The 16,836-nt window shown below is 48.5% G+C and carries 11 protein-coding genes and 1 riboswitch; of the genes, 7 read left to right on the top strand and 4 right to left on the bottom strand.

What is annotated here, in order from left to right; translation table 11 throughout:
- Positions 1-1,101: an ATP-binding protein gene (locus tag ACFQ1T_RS02740; protein ID WP_379073822.1), complete on the bottom strand. Its 1,101-nt coding sequence runs from the start codon at positions 1,099-1,101 to the stop codon at positions 1-3.
- Positions 1,102-1,124: 23 nt separating this feature from the next.
- Complete coding sequence (locus ACFQ1T_RS02735) at positions 1,125-4,865, bottom strand: DUF4132 domain-containing protein (protein ID WP_379073820.1); 3,741 nt, start codon at positions 4,863-4,865, stop codon at positions 1,125-1,127.
- Positions 4,866-5,612: 747 nt separating this feature from the next.
- On the opposite strand from ACFQ1T_RS02735, the gene ACFQ1T_RS02730 reads away from it, so the two are divergent.
- The 5 genes from ACFQ1T_RS02730 (at position 5,613) to ACFQ1T_RS02710 (ending at position 12,205) form a co-directional block, all read left to right on the top strand.
- A complete protein-coding gene (locus tag ACFQ1T_RS02730; protein WP_379073818.1) occupies positions 5,613-6,071 on the top strand; it encodes a (2Fe-2S)-binding protein in 459 nt (152 codons plus the stop codon).
- Between the two features lie 2 nt (positions 6,072-6,073).
- Positions 6,074-8,290, top strand: a complete 2,217-nt coding sequence (locus ACFQ1T_RS02725; protein WP_379073816.1) for a xanthine dehydrogenase family protein molybdopterin-binding subunit — start codon at positions 6,074-6,076, stop codon at positions 8,288-8,290.
- A 9-nt stretch (positions 8,291-8,299) separates the two neighbouring features.
- On the top strand, positions 8,300-9,580 hold the full coding sequence (locus tag ACFQ1T_RS02720; RefSeq protein WP_379073814.1) for a c-type cytochrome: 1,281 nt from the start codon (positions 8,300-8,302) through the stop codon (positions 9,578-9,580).
- A gap of 178 nt (positions 9,581-9,758) precedes the next feature.
- A riboswitch (cyclic di-GMP riboswitch) is annotated at positions 9,759-9,843 on the top strand.
- A 223-nt stretch (positions 9,844-10,066) separates the two neighbouring features.
- Entirely contained in the window at positions 10,067-11,476 is a 1,410-nt protein-coding gene (locus tag ACFQ1T_RS02715; RefSeq protein ID WP_379073812.1) for a putative bifunctional diguanylate cyclase/phosphodiesterase, read from the top strand.
- 114 nt (positions 11,477-11,590) lie between these two features.
- A complete protein-coding gene (locus ACFQ1T_RS02710; protein ID WP_379073810.1) occupies positions 11,591-12,205 on the top strand; it encodes a hypothetical protein in 615 nt (204 codons plus the stop codon).
- 1 nt (position 12,206) lies between these two features.
- Here the strand turns inward: ACFQ1T_RS02710 and ribA are convergent, their stop codons facing one another.
- Both ribA and ACFQ1T_RS02700 read right to left on the bottom strand, forming a co-directional pair.
- Positions 12,207-12,854: a GTP cyclohydrolase II gene (ribA, locus tag ACFQ1T_RS02705; RefSeq protein WP_379073808.1), complete on the bottom strand. Its 648-nt coding sequence runs from the start codon at positions 12,852-12,854 to the stop codon at positions 12,207-12,209.
- Complete coding sequence (locus ACFQ1T_RS02700) at positions 12,841-13,881, bottom strand: sigma-54 interaction domain-containing protein (RefSeq protein WP_379076834.1); 1,041 nt, start codon at positions 13,879-13,881, stop codon at positions 12,841-12,843. Before ACFQ1T_RS02700 ends, ribA begins: the two co-directional genes overlap by 14 nt.
- Before the next feature lie 565 nt (positions 13,882-14,446).
- Between ACFQ1T_RS02700 and ssuD the strand changes: the two genes are divergently transcribed.
- The gene (gene ssuD / locus ACFQ1T_RS02695; RefSeq protein WP_194749550.1) at positions 14,447-15,580 is read left to right on the top strand and encodes an FMNH2-dependent alkanesulfonate monooxygenase; all 1,134 of its coding nucleotides are present in this window, start codon (positions 14,447-14,449) and stop codon (positions 15,578-15,580) included.
- Positions 15,581-15,588: 8 nt separating this feature from the next.
- Positions 15,589-16,809 (top strand): acyl-CoA dehydrogenase family protein, encoded by a 1,221-nt coding sequence (locus ACFQ1T_RS02690; protein WP_379073805.1) that lies wholly within the window; start codon positions 15,589-15,591, stop codon positions 16,807-16,809.
- Positions 16,810-16,836: the final 27 nt, after the last annotated feature.

Genomic DNA, 16,836 nt, shown 5'->3' with positions numbered 1-16,836 from the left:
CTAGCGGTCTAAATCTTTTCGAGCTTCTAGAACGTTTTTCCAGTCCTTATTACGTTGAGCTCGCTGCTTGATTACCACATCAAAGTAATGGCGTAATTTTTTTCCATCATCAGGATTATCTTTAAGGACGGTTCCTATTAACTGTTTGGCGATATGGTATCCACCTAAATCACCATCATCGAAATAATAGGCATCCAAGCATGCCGCATATCCTACAGCTACCGCCTCCGCGGATGACATTACCGCAGTTGGTTTTTCTATCACAACACCTTCTGCAGTTACACCTTCTCTTAAATCATTAAAAACAGTCACAAGCAGTTCTACGACATCCGGTAGCAGCTCCACATCAATATTTGCATGTTTCAGCAAAGCACTCGTTTGCTCTCGAACCAACTGAGTTTCTAATTTTCTATTTGAGATAGGCTGCACAGTCTCAAAGTTAAATCGGCGCTTTAATGCGCTAGACATCTCATGCACACCTCTGTCTCTTAAGTTGGCAGTGGCTAAGATATTGAACCCCGGCTTGGCAAACAAAACAGGTTCTTCAGTATAAAGCTCAGGAATATGTAATACCTTGTCTGAGAGAATGCTGATTAAGCTGTCTTGAATTTCAGGTTGTACACGAGTGATTTCTTCGAGCCGGCAAATTAACCCATTTTCCATTGCTTCATAAATAGGCGCTTTAACCAATGCTCGTAAGGTTGGACCTTCAGCCAATAATAGGGCGTAATTCCATGAATATTTGATTTGATCTTCTGTCGTACCCGAAGTGCCTTGAATCGTGTTAAATGAGTTCCCCGAAATTGCACAGGTGAGAAGTTCGGATAACATCGACTTAGCCGTACCAGGCTCACCTACTAACATAAGCCCACGGTTACTCATAAGCGTGACGATAGCACGGTCAATTAACGTATCATCACCATAAAACTTGCGTTTAATACCCAGCTTATCATTACCAATAATAAAGCTTCTCACGGATCTGGGGGATAACAGCCAACCTTGTGGTTTATTCGCGTCGTCTTTTTCTCTTAATCGAAATAATTCTTCGGCATATACTTCTTCAGCCGGTGCTTTGAGTTTATTAAAAATCTCTGTTGTCATATGAAAGTCTTATCGAGTCCTGATCAGTATTCTGATTTCTTTTGCCAATCTTTATCATAGCCACTTCCTTCGGCCGAGATAAGACGCATATCGTTATAGCTTTCAGATAAAAGTACTTTAGGTATCTTGTGGAGAGCCAGCCTATCCCGCTCCCAGCCTTTGGATTGAGAGTTTGCGAAGTACATACTTAATAACGCAACTGTTCGATTCTCCTCTGGTAATGGATTGCCAGTAAACTCAATTACGGAGGTTACGCCCAAATCAATGAAGCGCTTTTCATAAGTCATGAACCAGCCACCATCCTCAGCTGCACCGCGCGTATAGCCTAATTTCAATGCACGATTTCTTAGAGAGTAGGCCTCAATTAAATGCCCTTCGAAGTCATCAATTTGATCTGATTTACTTTTATCCTCTGGCAGTACGTATATACCTTTTCCAAGTTGTTGGAATAGCGAATTGACTTCGTAGTCTTTTAAATGGGCTTGCCATTGCGCAACTTGCTCTGCAGACAGTAACGAATCATGTGCAACAAGGATATTTGATGTTGGATTAAGATTAACCTCATTATCATTGATATCTGTGAGGGTTCCATCATCAAGGGGGCGGAAGGATTGAACAATGTTCTGACCATCATGTTCTACCCAGATGAGTTTTTGGATTAAGCGTCGCATGATTGGGTGCTGGTTGAGATAGAGCTGCCAATCATTTACCTTCCATTGTTTGCCAACGCATAGCGCCTCATACAAACGATCAGTTTGCATATCAATGACAGCTTTAATCTCTTTCTTAACTGCAGAAAATGCTTTCTTTGAATCTTTAGCTTGTGTGGCATCATCATCCTGACGCGGCTCCGGAAGAGCTTTGATTTCTTTCCCTTCAGGATTGAATAAACGCACACTCAAGTCGTCCAAAAGCTTTGCTGTGAAGATACGTTGCCCATAACTTAGCTGCAATTCGCCTGATTCATCGAAACCCGCACTTGGTATAGTCCGGTCAGCAAGCTCAGAAAGCGTCCACCCCTTTCTTTCAGCTAGCGCTGTTGCTTGTCTTGCAGCTTCCTCTTGAAAGCTTTTAGTTCGGAATCTGTTTCCAATAGACAGCATTAATTGAGTAGCTGTTGGATGCTCGATCCAGGACAGCATACCAATCAGGGCTTTACCTTGCGCCGCTCTGGTACCGTAATACTCCTTCAAATAACGGCGAACAGGTTCAGCAGCTCGCTCTGATGCGCATGCAGCAGAAATAGCCAAAATTCCTTTACTCGAAATGGCTGATCCAACTGGTTGGCGTAAAAATCCGGGTAAATAGGCTGAAGTGAGTTCTTCTACAGACTTCCCAAAATGCGGATTTTTTTCCCAATATTGAGGGTGATTCTTCATTGAATTAAACGCATACTGTGCTTGGTTCTGCGCTTGCTGTAGTGCTAAGTCAGGAGATATAGGTTTAATATCCTCAGTGAGCCACGCTTCGAGTACAAATTGACCGAATTGCTCTCTGTCTCGAATATCAAACATTGCACAATACTTGCGAAGGATCGCATTGGGTTCTGGGGACTTTTGTTTGAATGCTTGAATAAGCAACCAGCGTAGTACGTTTGATGAGATGGCTTCATTAGATTGTTCCCACTTGACTACTGGGATAGCGTTCCAAGGAAACCACTCCAAATCTTTTGGTAAACCTTTAGCGAGAGACTTATCCGCTTCAAGCTTCAATGCATCCAAATTTAAGTACTTTTCTACTGACTCTCCGAGTGCTATTAATGCATCTAGCATTGCACCTTTTGCAATATCACTTTTTTCTTTTAGAACTGCTTCCTCTAGGGAGATTTTAGCGGGCTCATAATTTAAACGTGTCAGCCATTGGGCAGCAATAGTTCGCACATCACCCTTACCATCGCTTAGCGCATTGATAATCCGCTTCTCTTTTCCAGGGAGGTTACTTAATGCATTTTGAGCTGCAGTACGGTCTGTTTTTGCATTTCCAAGAGCGATGTCGAATAAGGTGTTAACGATTGACTCAGGCGGAAAAGGGAGAGTGCCAATACCTTTATAAAGTTTGTGGCGGTCAAACCAATATGAACGTGCAGAGGAAGGATTTAGGATTTGATTAACCAGCTCCAGATTATGAGCAAAGAACGGCCAGATGTCTTCATCATTCCAACTTTCCCCAATAGAGCTCCAAGAAGAACAATACTTCTCTAAAATACTGCTAGCAGTGATTTCTAACGGCTCCAACATTTTCTGCAACATTAGCAAGGAAATGGTCTTTTTTGCGGAATAGAATGCATTAAATGCAATTGCTAATTGAGGGCTGACAGAGCCATCATGTCGGTGTTGATGAAAATCAAAGAACACCAGAGTTTTTAGAAGAACTACCGCGGTCACTGCAGGTGAGGCCGCAAAAGTATTCAATGATTTACTAATAGAATTGCCAGCGCGGTAATCCTCAATATATTCATTGATTTGTTTCTTCGTTTTAGGGGAGTCAGCACTAAGGTATTCAAAAAAAGGTTTTTTTAGATCAGTTGGCAAATTTTTCACTAAGTGCAGTGTGTGTTTGTGACCTTTTTCTAGCATTTGGTCATGCCAGTCTCTAGATTGTTTGTTCAGTTTATCAATCGCACAGTTGATATCACTCCATAGATTATCTATTGCTAATTTTATTTCAGAGGTTAGTTCCAGATTCCATTTAACAGAGGGAACGTCATACTGGTAATTGACTTGGGTATTGATTGGAGCGAGTTCATTATCCCACTCATTTAATAGAGCATTCACATTTGGAGCTTTATCAGCTTTGGCAGTTTCTTTTACGAAATTTACTACGGCAGCGTTATTCGATGAAATAGCCAAGCTATGTAATAAACGAAGAGCATGTATCCGGGCTTCAGGTTTTCCTTTAGACGCTTCATGCTTTAGGGACTCAAAAAAATCGTCTATTGGAGATTTGCGAATTAATGCGCTAGCGGCAGCACGAACTTGCTTGCTATTTGCAACGGCGAATACAATCAATTCAGGTGCAAGTATTTTCAAAGTCGAGTTATTTGCATTCTCCAGCAATTTAATCATATGTAAGCGCTGAGGAACATTATTATTCATCAAACACAACTTAAGCGACTCCGCGTGCCTTTGCAAACCTTCTGCATAGCCTTGTAATGTTGTAACCATTGGCAGCCTGCTTTCTGCAAACCAATTACCACTTACAGGACTTGAAAATGCTGAGACCAAAAGACTATTTGGCGGCAGGCCATCGACTATTAAGAGTTCTTCTATTTTGTTGTAGCTTAATTTATCCGCTCTCTGAACTTCGCTGGAATAGCTATTAAGACTAAAGCCGGTTGAATGTATTAACAAAATCTCTGGCCAATGCTCATTTTTAGGAAACACATAGGCGTAGCGAAGTCCTGATGATCGGCTAATACTGGCTTCCAATAGCTTAACCCAGCGTAAAGCAACGCTTGTTTCAACTGAATCAAAGTTTTTATAGAGAGCCGCTAAGCGAGCGCTTTCCTTTTTATCATTAGCGTACATATTCTCCAGTTGGAAAACCGCGCTAACTTTGTTATTTTTTGCTACGTAATCAAGTACTGATGGTGTATCGCCATTGCCAACGAAACTTAGTATGTCATTGACTGTACTTGCCCCCAGATTTTTATGTCGACCCTCGTAGCGCAAATAATCACTTAATTGTTTCAACCACCCAGTGTACGAATCATTATTAGACAAACCTGGAGAAAACACCCCTAATACCTTGCGTATCAAACTCATTAAATATTCTTCTTTCTAATTTTTTATGTATAAATGCAGTCTTTAGCCTATGAGATATTGAATTATCTAGTTTGCAACTTTGTGACTAAAGCTTGTCAGAATAAAAGTGACACCTATAGCTTAATGGTCTGACACCAGAATTAACATGCGATTAGCTGCTCTTGAAAAGAAGGGTAATTGAGAGTCCCACTAATTCAGATGAGTTTATTATTGGTGTAAATTATCATGAATAAAAATATTAATACATAAATATACATTTCTTTTTGAAGTAGGCAATTGTTGGGGATATCGAATTGCCAATAAATATGAATGAGCGGTGTAAATGAATTGAAATCGACTATGCTATTGAATAAAGTTTTTATTCAGTCCCAATGTGAGTTTATTCAAAGAGGTTTTTGTTGATTAAATTAGATAATGCCCTGTTTTTACAGGGCCTTTTTATTTTTTATAGCTAGAAATATTCAATAAGGATAAAAAAATATTGAAGAAACATTGGTGTTGCATAAGCACCGTTGACTTTTTATTCCAATCTGTAGGATGCCAAACTTAATCAGTGTTGGAGCGTAATAGGCGATTTACAGCAAAAGGTAAAATTGTTTTAGGCAAGAATTTCATAAATTTATACTTGATTCGGGGTTTAAATTAATTCACTCTTGAGTTATTCGTGAATTAATTTATTTCAATGAATAATCGTATTTCATAATAAAAATCACAAGTAGTCGTACGTTTTCAAGGAAGGAGCCATTGATGGCAACCCTGAATATTAATGGCATCACCCACCAAGTGGATGCACCCGCTGATATGCCTCTTCTTTGGGTGATCAGAGACATCATCGGCTTGACCGGAACCAAGTTCGGATGTGGCATCGCGCAGTGCGGCGCGTGTACAGTTCATGTGGATGGTCAGGCAACGCGTTCCTGCGTATTGCCCATTTCGGCTGTTGGCGGCAAGAAGATTACGACCATAGAAGCGATTGGGGAAACCTCCGCAGGTCAGGCTGTGCAAAAGGCCTGGCTAGATCTGGAGGTGATGCAGTGTGGTTATTGTCAGTCTGGCCAGATCATGTCTGCTTGCGCGCTGCTTGACCAGCACCCTCACCCGAATGACGCGCAAATTGATGCCGCCATGGCCGGTAATATTTGCCGCTGCGGCACTTATCCACGTATACGCGCAGCTATCAAGGTGGCTGCTAAGGAAGGGGTCTAGTTATGTCACAAGGGCTTATCCAGGGCTTGGCCGACAAATATACGATTTCTAATCCTCCGCGACGTGATTTTCTTAAAATTGCCGCGACGGTGAGTGCGACGACTGCAGGCGGGATGCTGCTGAGTATCAGTTTGCCTGCATTGAGCCAAAGCAAGCAAACCCAACCGTACAGCGAGCTGGAAACCGGTAAGGATGTGCTCGCCCCGAATGGATTCATCAAGATTGATACTAAGGGCGAGGTCACCATGATCATGCCCAAGGTGGAAATGGGGCAGGGGGTTTATACGTCTATTCCCATGTTGTTAGCAGAAGAGTTGGGGGTTGATCTCCAAACTGTGAAACTGGAACATGCCCCCCCGAATGAAAAGCTGTATGCCGATGCGCTGCTCGGGGCTCAGGTGACGGGCGGGTCAACTTCCATCCGTGCCTTGTGGGAGCCCATGCGCCAGGCCGGTGCTGTGTGCCGGTCATTGCTGATTGCTGCGGCTGCACAGCAATGGAAAGTGGCCGAATCTGCCTGTTATGCAAAATCTGGTGTGGTTTACCACGATGCCTCCGGACGAACACTGCGTTATGGGGAATTAGTCAAAGTGGCCAGCACCTTGCCTGTACCCAAGCAAGTCGCTCTCAAAGACCCTAAAGACTTTAAACTCATTGGCACTGCTGCCAAGCGATTAGATACGCCTGATAAAGTAAATGGCTTGGCGAAGTTTGGTATTGATGCACACCCTGACAATGTGAAGTTTGCAGTGATCGCTACCAGTCCTGTGTTCGGCGGGACGCTGGCCAGTGTAGATGATAGCCGCGCCTTGAAAATGCCCGGTGTGCTGCAAGTGGTCAAAGTGGATAATGCGGTTGCCGTGATAGCCACGAATACTTGGGCCGCCAAACGCGGCTTGGGCGCACTGGATATTCAATGGAATGAAGGTAAAAGCACTGCGGTAAAAACCAGTGATTTGGTGAATGATCTGCGTGAGGCGTCCAAAAAACCGGGGGCCGTGGCTAAAAAGCAAGGCAATGCCACCAGTGCCTACAAAAAAGCGGATAAAACGCTGAGTGTGGAGTATGAGCAACCCTTTTTAGCACATGCGACGATGGAGCCCATGAATTGCACTGTGGAGGTGAGCGCTTCTGGCTGCGATCTTTGGGTAGGGACGCAAATTCCGACGTTTGCCCAGGGCATGGCCGCCAAAACACTCAACATTCCGGTTGAAAAAGTCAGGTTGCATAATTTCCTCATCGGCGGTGGTTTCGGCAGACGACTAGAGTTTGATGGGGTCGTGCAGGCGGTCAAAATTGCCAAGCAGGTAAAGGGGCCAGTTAAGGTCATTTGGACGCGGGAAGAGGATATTCAACATGACATGTTTCGCCCGTATTACTTTGACCGTATCTCAGCAGGATTGGATGCTAACGGCAAGCCGGTCGCTTGGTCACACCGTATCGTTGGCTCCTCCATCATGGCCCGCTTTGCGCCCCCTTTAGTCAAAAACGGGGTAGACCCGGATGCAGTGGAAGTGTCGGCAGAGCCGCCATATGATTTACCGAATCTGTATGTGGATTATGTACGGGTAGAGCCGCGGGATGTACCCACCGCATTTTGGCGGGGGGTTGGGCCGACACGCGGTACTTTTGTCGTCGAGAGTTTCATCGATGAACTGGCGCATTTGGCGAAAGTGGATCCGGTGAAATACCGTTTGGATCTGCTCGGTAAAACGCCTAGATTGAAAAATGCCTTGCAACTCGCGGTAAGCAAGAGTGATTGGGGCAAGCCATTAGCTAAAGGCCAAGGTCGCGGCGTCTCTGTAATGCATGCTTTTGGCAGTTTCTTGGCCATGGTGGTTGATGTCACCGTGAATGATCAGGGAGAGGTTAAAGTCGACCGCGTCGTCTCTGCTGTCGATTGTGGCATGACCGTGAATCCAGATACCGTGATTGCGCAAATTCAAGGGGGCGTTATTTTTGGCCTGACGGCTGTGCTATACAACGAAATCACCATTGAGCATGGGCGTGTACAGCAAACTAACTTTAATGATTACCGTATGCTGCGTATTAATGAAGCGCCCGCTATTGACGTCCACCTGATTAAAAGCGCTGAGGCGCCGGGGGGGATTGGTGAGCCTGGTACTGCAGCGATTGGCGCTGCGTTGGCAAATGCCGTGTTCTCAGCGACTGGCAAACGTATTCGCAAGCTACCTATCGGGCATCAACTAAAAACATAAGGAGTCACCATGAACATGGCCTCAGGTTTGATGAAAATAGGTTTCGCAGCCTTTACCTTTACATTTTCGTTGAGTGTGTTTGCCGTCAATCCGGCAGAGATCAAAAAAGGGGAGTATCTTGCGCGGGTAGGCGATTGCATCTCTTGTCACACGGCTCCCCATGGCAAAGCCTTTGCCGGCGGGCTGCCCATGCTGACGCCAGTGGGCGCGATTTATACGACGAACATTACGCCTGATGCTGAGACAGGTATCGGCAAATATACCGAGTCCGACTTTGCCAAAGCACTACGGCGAGGGGTGGCAAAAGATGGTCATCATCTTTATCCGGCCATGCCATATCCTTCTTATGCCAAAGTTAGTGATGCCGACATTCACGCCCTCTACGTGTATTTCATGCACGGCGTGAAACCGGTGCGCCAAGCAAACCGGGCGAATGAGATTCCTTGGCCATTGAATTACAGGTTCCCTTTGGCCATCTGGAATAGCCTGTTTTTAGATAAGCATGGTTATCAACCTGATGCATCAAAAGATGCCAGCTGGAATCGTGGCGCTTATTTGGTTCAGGGGCTGGGGCATTGTGGTGCTTGCCATACGCCACGCGGCTTTGCCTATCAGGAAAAAGGGCTGACGCATGCCTCGGATCAATTTTTAAGCGGAGAAACCCTGGAAGGATGGTCTGCCACCAACTTGCGTGGGGACCATAATACCGGGTTAGGCAGGTGGTCTGAGGCGGATATTCTTGTGTATCTGAAATCTGGTGCTAATCAGCATAGCTCCGCTTTTGGCACCATGACTACGGTCATTAATAACAGTACTGAAGGCATGACTATCCAGGATTTAACGGGCATCGCTAGCTACTTGAAAACAATCAAAGGGACAAACGATAAAGGTCAAACGACGTATAAATACAATTCTGGTGCGACATTGGCTCAGTTCAAATCATTGACAACCTATCCTGGCGCCCGGCTTTATCAGCAATATTGTGCAGCGTGTCATGGACAAGAGGGTAAAGGGGTTGCCCCTTATTTATCACCGCTTGCGGGCAACCCGGCTGTGATGGATCCAGACCCCTCCTCACTCATTAATGTCATTTTGAATGGCTCGCCTCAACTCAAACCGCAAGGGGTGGCGGCACCCTTCAATATGCCAAAGTTCAGACATACCTTGAATGATACTGAGGTGGCGCAGTTAGTCAGTTTTATGCAGTCCGCCTGGAATCATAATCTTAAACCGACGAGTGCGAAGGCCGTTGCAGACATTCGAAAACTGCCCGCTTCGGCACATGAGTGACAGTGAAATCTATCCATCGGTAGATTGCCAATCGAGCCTTTTGCCAGAGATAAAAGGCATGATTGTTGCTGAGAAAAATGTGTGTGCGGCTTTTTAATGACAAACATACAGTATTGAATGTCGAGAGGATTGACAACCGTTACAAAGTTTGATGAACTTGTCACCTATTGTTAAGTACCATTATAAAAGGCAAACCTGCTGAAAAGCAGGGACGCAAAGCTTCCGGTCTAAAAGCAGTTGCTGATGACAGCGGGGCTACCATTTACCGCAAGGGTTAATGTATCAAGTTCTTTCAAGTAGTGTGTTGTGTGGGCTGGGCTTATGCCGTCTCGGCAAAGCCTGCGTGCTGTTTCGCCCATTGAGGGTATCCGCCGCTGAGGGCTTTATGATCGACCACTTACTAAAGAGAAATGACTTGCTTGCACTGCGCTGTCGCAGTCGTTTGTGGTGGATTGGCAATGGTCAATTGGATGACAGGCGCGCCTAATGCCACACTTTAAAAACACTCCTCTACAACTGAGACTGGTTGCCAAACTTTTTAAAGGCGAGCTTTTTCAGTTTGCCCAAGACCCGCATCAACTGCGGGTGAAACTGTTACTGGCGATTGCTGCCTGTGCCTCCATCATTCTGGGCGGTGCTTGGAGTGTTTACTATTTATGGCAGGCCAAATGGCTGTTAATGGCCTTTAATTTTTCCCTGGTGATATTGAGCATGCTTGTGGTGACCATGATCAATGCGGGCCGGGATCGCCTGGCAGCCATTTTTATGGCGCATGGCTTGGCGCTGATTATTTCTGCGATTTCTGTGTTTGATGTGCCGTTGCCCGGGGTGGTCCGCTCGGTGCATATGTATTATCTGCCGATTGCCGCAGGATCATCGCTGGTGTTCCGTAAAGAGGGCATTTATCTGCGCGTGATTTTTCCGTTGCTCATGCTGTTGGGGTGTTTGATTTTTGGTTCGTCTGACATTGGCATTACCCAGGCATCTTTGATTGCGAATCCTGAAATTCGGGCGGTTGGGGCATGGATGAATAATCTGGCCGCCTTAGGTGTTTTGGGGATTGCCTTGATTGTGATGCAGTCTGATATTACCTTGCGTAGCGGGCTTTACGCGGATATGCGCGAAGCGCTCGCCAAAGGGCATTTCTGTTTGCATTACCAGCCGCAGGTCGATGCCCAGGGTCATATTTTTGGCGCTGAAGCGTTGCTACGCTGGCAGCATCCTGAGCAGGGCTTGATCCCGCCTGGTGTTTTCATCACTGCCGCCGAAGAAACCGGTCTGATTTTGCCGATTGGTAATTGGGTATTAAAAGAAGCCTGTGCGCAGTTGGTGAAATGGTCTGATCATCCGCATTTGTCCCACTTGAGTATTGCGGTGAATGTGAGCACTTCGCAGCTGCGCCAGCCCGATTTTGTGCAAGAGGTGCAGGAGATTGTAACGCGCAGCGGCGCCAATCCCGGCCAGATTAAACTGGAGCTCACTGAGAGCATGCTGGCAAACGAAGTAGACGATACGATCCAGAAAATGCGCGCATTGCAGGCATTTGGCATGAGTTGGTCGCTGGATGATTTTGGCACCGGATACTCTTCATTAAACTACTTGAAGCACCTGCCATTTGAGCAATTAAAAATTGATCAATCCTTTGTGCGCGACTTGCTGAATAATGAAAGTGACCAGGCGATTGTCGATACGCTGGTGAATCTGGGTAAGCATCTCAAAATGACCCTGATTGCTGAGGGGGTGGAAACGATAGAGCAGCTCGAATACCTGCATAGCAAGGGCTGTATGAAATACCAGGGGTATTTTTTTAGCAAACCTTTAACTGTGCAGGCCTTTGAACAATTGCCTTCGCCGCTGCTTTCGCCAGTTGCGCATTCAACCTCGGGCCTGTTCTGACAAGCATATTCCCAACCCTTGCCTGGCGGTGACTGTAAAAAGGAAAATCTCCCAAGACCCACGCAACTGCGGCTGATTACACTGTGACCTTTGATTGGCGGTGAAAGGGCGGGCATGTTGGTGAATTCTGCAGTCTTCAGGGGGTGTGCTTGTTTCAGGGTTTGCGTATGGGTGATCGGCCTGTGGGCAATGCTTTCTCTGCCACAGGCGGAAGCGCGCGCCGTAAAAAAGGTGGCGTCCTCTTCGGCGCAGCGCGCAGAGCTCAGCCCCAAGCAAGCCATGAGTGAGCATACCGATGACTTGCGGGCATTGATGTTGCAGCTCTATACCGAACATCCAGAGGAATTGGCGAAAAGCACGCAGGTCGGGCCGCGCGAAATGACGGAATGGGTATTTGATGGCAAGGCCAACTGGAAGTTTGAGGCGATCCGCCGTTTGCAGGGCATGACCGCGATAGACCTGGCATTCGACGAAGCGTTTGGTGGTGACCGTATTCTGGCTTTGGTGGTGGGGATAGAAACCTTGCTGTTTGAAGGCTATGGCAGCCAAAATGAGTTTGAAATCCCGCCACAACGCGATCGCCAAAAACTGCAGCAGTTGCAGCAACAGCTTAAGGATTTGCAGGCACGCCTGCAGCGGGCACCGCTGCCGTCTTTGCTAGAACAACCCGCCGTGCGCCAGCCCATCGAGGCCACACTCAAGCAGCTGTTGCAACGCTTGAGCGTCTAGCCTAAGGCACCAAACTCAGGTGATGCCCCAGTCTGTGCTTTTTGGTCGCCAGATAGTCGGCATTGGCTGGATTACTTGCGATCTCTAACGGCGTCACGGCCTCCACCATGATGCCCAGCCGGGTGAGGGCGCGCGACTTATCCGGGTTGTTACTCAGTAACTCAATCGACTTCACCTCAAAATGCTGCAACATACTGGCGGCATCATCATATGCTCGCTGGTCTACAGGCAGGCCCAGGGCGAGGTTTGCCGCCACCGTATCCAAGCCGGTGTCTTGCAAATCATAGGCCTGCACCTTGTTGCTGATGCCGATGCCGCGCCCTTCATGTCCGCGCAGATACAGAATAATGCCATTGCCACGCGCCTGAATCAGTTGCTGCGAGCGTTTGAACTGTTCGCCGCAATCGCAGCGCTGTGAGCCAAACACATCCCCGGTCAGGCATTCAGAGTGCACGCGGGTCAGCACTCTGGCTTGACCGCTGACCTCGCCGAGCACCAGTGCGATCTGCTCCTGCCCGCTGTGCATATCAACAAACGCGTGTAAACGGTACTGCCCATATTCTGTCGGTAAGTGAGCACTGGCTTTCCAGCGCAGGCTGCCGCTTTCGATGGCTGCTGTTTGCACAGAGGCAAGCTTATTTAAGCGCATTGATCGCTCCCATTTTAATCAGTTTGGCGCGCAACACATTGCGGCTCAAGCCCAGCAGCTTGGCGGTTTGCACCTGATTATGGTGGCAATGCTGATAGGCGGCACGTACCAGCGTGTCTTCCACATAGTCATAAAGCTGCGCTTTGCCCGTTTCAAACAACTGCTGCAGCGACGCCTCCAGCGAGTCAGTATCTGCTTCGCTGGGCAAGGCCTGCAGTGTCGCTTTTGGTCGGTGTAGCGAGATCGAGGACAAATGTAAATCCTCACTGCGCACCACATTGTTGCGGCAAATTAGCAAGGAGTGATGAATCACATTTTCGAGTTCGCGGATATTCCCTGGCCAGCTATGTTGCAATAATTTTTGCTTGGCCGAGTCATCGAGGCAGATGGTGGCGTAGCCCAACCGCCGTGTATATTCGCCAACAAAATAATCTGCCAGTGGCAAAATATCGCCGGGCCGGTTGCGCAGGGTTGGCAGCTCCAGGTGCGCAACGCGTAAACGGTAGAATAAATCCTCCCTGAAGTTACCAGCCAGCACGGCCTCTTCCAGGCGTACGTTGGTCGCTGCAATCAGCCGCACATCAATCGGGGTTGGTTTGCGCGCGCCTAGCCGTACCACTTCCCGCTCTTGTAGTACACGTAACAGCTTCACCTGGAGACTCAGCGGCAAATCACCGATCTCATCCAGAAACAGCGTGCCGCCATTCGCCTCTTCAAACCAGCCGGCTTTGGCGGTGACTGCCCCGGTAAACGCGCCTTTTTCATGGCCGAACAATTCACTTTCGACCAGTGTTTCCGAGAACGCCCCGCAATTCACCGCGACAAATGGTTTAGATTTACGGTAGCTCAAGGCATGCACATGGCGGGCAATCAGCTCCTTGCCCGTGCCAGTTTCGCCGATGATCAAGACATTGGCGTCACTGGGGGCAATTTGCTTGATGCGATTAAGCAAGGCGATCGACTTCGGATCTTCAAACACCTGCGCGGTCGCTCGAATCGATGTCGACATGGCCCGCGAGTTCGGCATGGTTAACAGACGCTGTTGCTCAAACTGCGTGTCGTGTTCAGTCGTATAAAAATCGTTTGCTAATAGATTTGCCATCGTGAGGATCTCACTGTCTTTCCATAGAGTTAAGCCCAGATACAGTAATCCAGGCTGCAATTTCGTGCCAATAAGTAATGGCGCTATTCATATTCTTTAAAGTTATAAATAAATCTCTCATTAGAAATAATGATTTAATTACCCGTCTGAATTAGCAGAATGCATGCCAATCAGGCCGAGGTCGTGCTACCGCAGGCATGAGATGACGGGTTAAAACAATAAATGCCATCAAATCATGGGGTTAAGAAAAGGAGGACTTGTGGTTGCTTATTGCTGCGTGAGGTATGCAAATGGCACTGCTCTACATCCGCCTGCTGAAATCGATGCAGGGTGCTGCAAACGCAGCAGCACTGCTGAACAAGTTGCTGATTTTGCAGCAATCAAAAAAATAATTTTTTTAAGTGATTGAATTAAAAGTCTTTTATTTGTGGCATGGACTTTGCACTTTTCAAGTTGTTATTTCTTTTGAATGGGTTGTAAAGGGTAGTCGATGCAAATATTCTGGTTTTTACCCACGCATGGCGATCAACGGTATCTTGGCAGCAGCCAGGGCGCCAGACCGGCCACGTTTTCTTATCTGAAACAGATTGCCCAGGCGGCTGACCGGCTGGGCTATGGCGGTGTGCTGGTGCCGTCTGGCCGCTCTTGCGAAGATGCCTGGGTCATTTCTTCGGCACTGATCAATGAAACCAGCCAGCTCAAGTTTTTAGTCGCCACACGGCCTGGGTTTATTTCACCGGTGGTGTCGGCGCGCATGGCCTCGACGCTGGACCGTATCTCGGGCGGGCGGCTGCTGATTAATGTGGTGGCGGGCGGTGATCCGGCCGAACAGCAAGCCGAGGGTAGCTTTCTCGATCATGATGCGCGGTATGCTGAGGCTGAGGAGTTCTTGTCTATCTGGCGCTCGGTACTGAGCGAGCAGCGCGTGGATTTTGAAGGCGATTATTTACGCGTCAAAGGCGCCAGCCTGCCAACCGGTAGCTTGCAGAAACCTTATCCGCCACTGTTTATCGGCGGCGCTTCCGAGGCCGCCATCAAACTCAGTAGCGAGCATATTGATGTGCATTTAACCTGGGGTGAGCCACCGGCAGCCGTGGCCGAAAAAATCAAGGTCATCCGCGCGGCTGCGGCAGCCAAAGGCCGCCATATCCGGTTTGGCATCCGCTTGCACGTGATTGTGCGTGAAACCAGCGAGCAAGCCTGGCAAGCCGCCGACACGCTCATTTCGCAGGTCACCGATGACACCATCGCAGCAGCACAGGCCGCAGTGGCCAATTTTGATTCTGTCGCACAAAAACGCATGACGGCTTTGCATCATGGCCGTCGTGACCAGCTCGAAGTCTCGCCTAATCTGTGGGCTGGAGTCGGCCTGGTGCGCGGTGGTGCCGGCACTGCGCTGGTGGGCAATCCGCAAGAAGTGGCTGACCGCATTAAAGAGTATCAGGCGCTTGGCATTGATTATTTTATTTTCTCAGGCTACCCACATCTGGAGGAGGCTTACCGTGTCGCTGAATTATTGTTCCCGCTTTTGCCGCTCCAGCAACAGGCCCCACATGAGGTTAGCATTACGACCAATCTCACCGGCCCGTTTGGCGCAGCCCAATCTGTTAAGCATGCTGCGTAGGGGGGAAGATGACATTGGCTCTGAATTTACGCCCGCCCGCCGCTGAAGCGGAGCATGGCATTTTGTTTCACGGCACACCGCAACAGCGCGCCGATCAACTTTGCGACTATTTGGCACTCACCGCGGTTGAACGCGATGTCGCAGGAGGGACGCCCTATCCGCAGCGGCAGGCGGTAAGGGACAGCGGCTTGCTCAGTTTGTGGCTACCGCAACAGGCCGGGGGCTTGGGCGCCAGCTGGGCGCAGACCTACCGCATCATCCGCCAGATTGCCCGCGTCGACAGTTCGATTGCACAGGTGTTTGCGTTCCAGTTTTTGATGCTGGCTTCCATTCGTTTATATGGCAGCGAGACGCAGTGGCAGCATTATTTCAAGCTCACTGCGCACCAGAACCTGTGGTGGGGCAATGCCCTCAATCCGCTGGACCAGCGTACGGTGGCACGTAAGGTAGACGGTGGCTATGTGTTTCACGGGCAAAAAAGTTTTTGCTCCGGCTCCATGGATTCTGACTTCTTGATCGTCTCCGCCATTGAAGAAGGCAGCGGCAAATTTCTGGTGGCCGCGGTGCCGACCAGTCGCGCAGGGATCACGCTCAAGGGTGATTGGGACAACATCGGCCAGCGCCAGACCGACAGTGGCAGTGCAGAATTTAACCAGCTCAAGGTGGAAGATCATGAGTTACTCATGCAGCCTGGTCCACTCAGTTCGTCGTTTGCCAGTCTGCGTTCGTTGGTGGCCCAGCTGATTTTTACCAATATCTACCTGGGTATTGCCGAAGGGGCGCTGGCCGAGGGCGCCAAATACACCCGTGGCAGCAGCCGGGTCTGGTCTGGTTCGTTGGCAAACAGCGTGTATGAGGATCCTTATACCTTGCTGCATTACGGCGAGTTTTGGGCCGGATTACATGCATCATCTGTACTGGCCGACCATGCTGCCGAATTGCTCGATGCGGCCTGGCAACAAGGGTTGGCACTGGAAGACGCACAACGCGGAGAGGTGGCGCTGGCCGTATTCTCGGCCAAAGTGCAGGCGACCCGTGCCGGGCTGGATGTGACCACGCGTATTTTTGAGGTGGCAGGCGCCCGTGCGACCACAGCCAAGCTGCGCATGGACCGTTTCTGGCGGAATTTGCGTGTGTATACCTTGCATGATCCGGTGGATTACAAGTTCAAGGAGTTAGGCGAGTGGGCGCTGAATGGGCAGTATCCCACCCCTAGCTTTTACTCATAGAAAACACATGATCCATAGCTGCGCGGG

The sequence above is a fragment of the Methylophilus glucosoxydans genome (assembly GCF_042676145.1).
GTDB classification, from domain to species: domain Bacteria; phylum Pseudomonadota; class Gammaproteobacteria; order Burkholderiales; family Methylophilaceae; genus Methylophilus; species Methylophilus glucosoxydans.
The sequence above is the reverse complement of the archived record's forward strand: the minus strand, read 5'-3'. Positions and strand labels throughout refer to the sequence as shown.

What these genes read in the sequence shown, in the direction of transcription:
- ACFQ1T_RS02740 (WP_379073822.1), bottom strand. Translation starts at nt 1,101, where the DNA reads ATGACAACAGAGATTTTTAATAAACTCAAAGCACCGGCTGAAGAAGTA.
- ACFQ1T_RS02735 (WP_379073820.1), bottom strand. Translation starts at nt 4,865, where the DNA reads ATGAGTTTGATACGCAAGGTATTAGGGGTGTTTTCTCCAGGTTTGTCT.
- ACFQ1T_RS02730 (WP_379073818.1), top strand. Translation starts at nt 5,613, where the DNA reads ATGGCAACCCTGAATATTAATGGCATCACCCACCAAGTGGATGCACCC.
- ACFQ1T_RS02725 (WP_379073816.1), top strand. Translation starts at nt 6,074, where the DNA reads ATGTCACAAGGGCTTATCCAGGGCTTGGCCGACAAATATACGATTTCT.
- ACFQ1T_RS02720 (WP_379073814.1), top strand. Translation starts at nt 8,300, where the DNA reads ATGAACATGGCCTCAGGTTTGATGAAAATAGGTTTCGCAGCCTTTACC.
- ACFQ1T_RS02715 (WP_379073812.1), top strand. Translation starts at nt 10,067, where the DNA reads ATGCCACACTTTAAAAACACTCCTCTACAACTGAGACTGGTTGCCAAA.
- ACFQ1T_RS02710 (WP_379073810.1), top strand. Translation starts at nt 11,591, where the DNA reads ATGTTGGTGAATTCTGCAGTCTTCAGGGGGTGTGCTTGTTTCAGGGTT.
- ribA (WP_379073808.1), bottom strand. Translation starts at nt 12,854, where the DNA reads ATGCGCTTAAATAAGCTTGCCTCTGTGCAAACAGCAGCCATCGAAAGC.
- ACFQ1T_RS02700 (WP_379076834.1), bottom strand. Translation starts at nt 13,881, where the DNA reads ATGCCGAACTCGCGGGCCATGTCGACATCGATTCGAGCGACCGCGCAG.
- ssuD (WP_194749550.1), top strand. Translation starts at nt 14,447, where the DNA reads ATGCAAATATTCTGGTTTTTACCCACGCATGGCGATCAACGGTATCTT.
- ACFQ1T_RS02690 (WP_379073805.1), top strand. Translation starts at nt 15,589, where the DNA reads ATGACATTGGCTCTGAATTTACGCCCGCCCGCCGCTGAAGCGGAGCAT.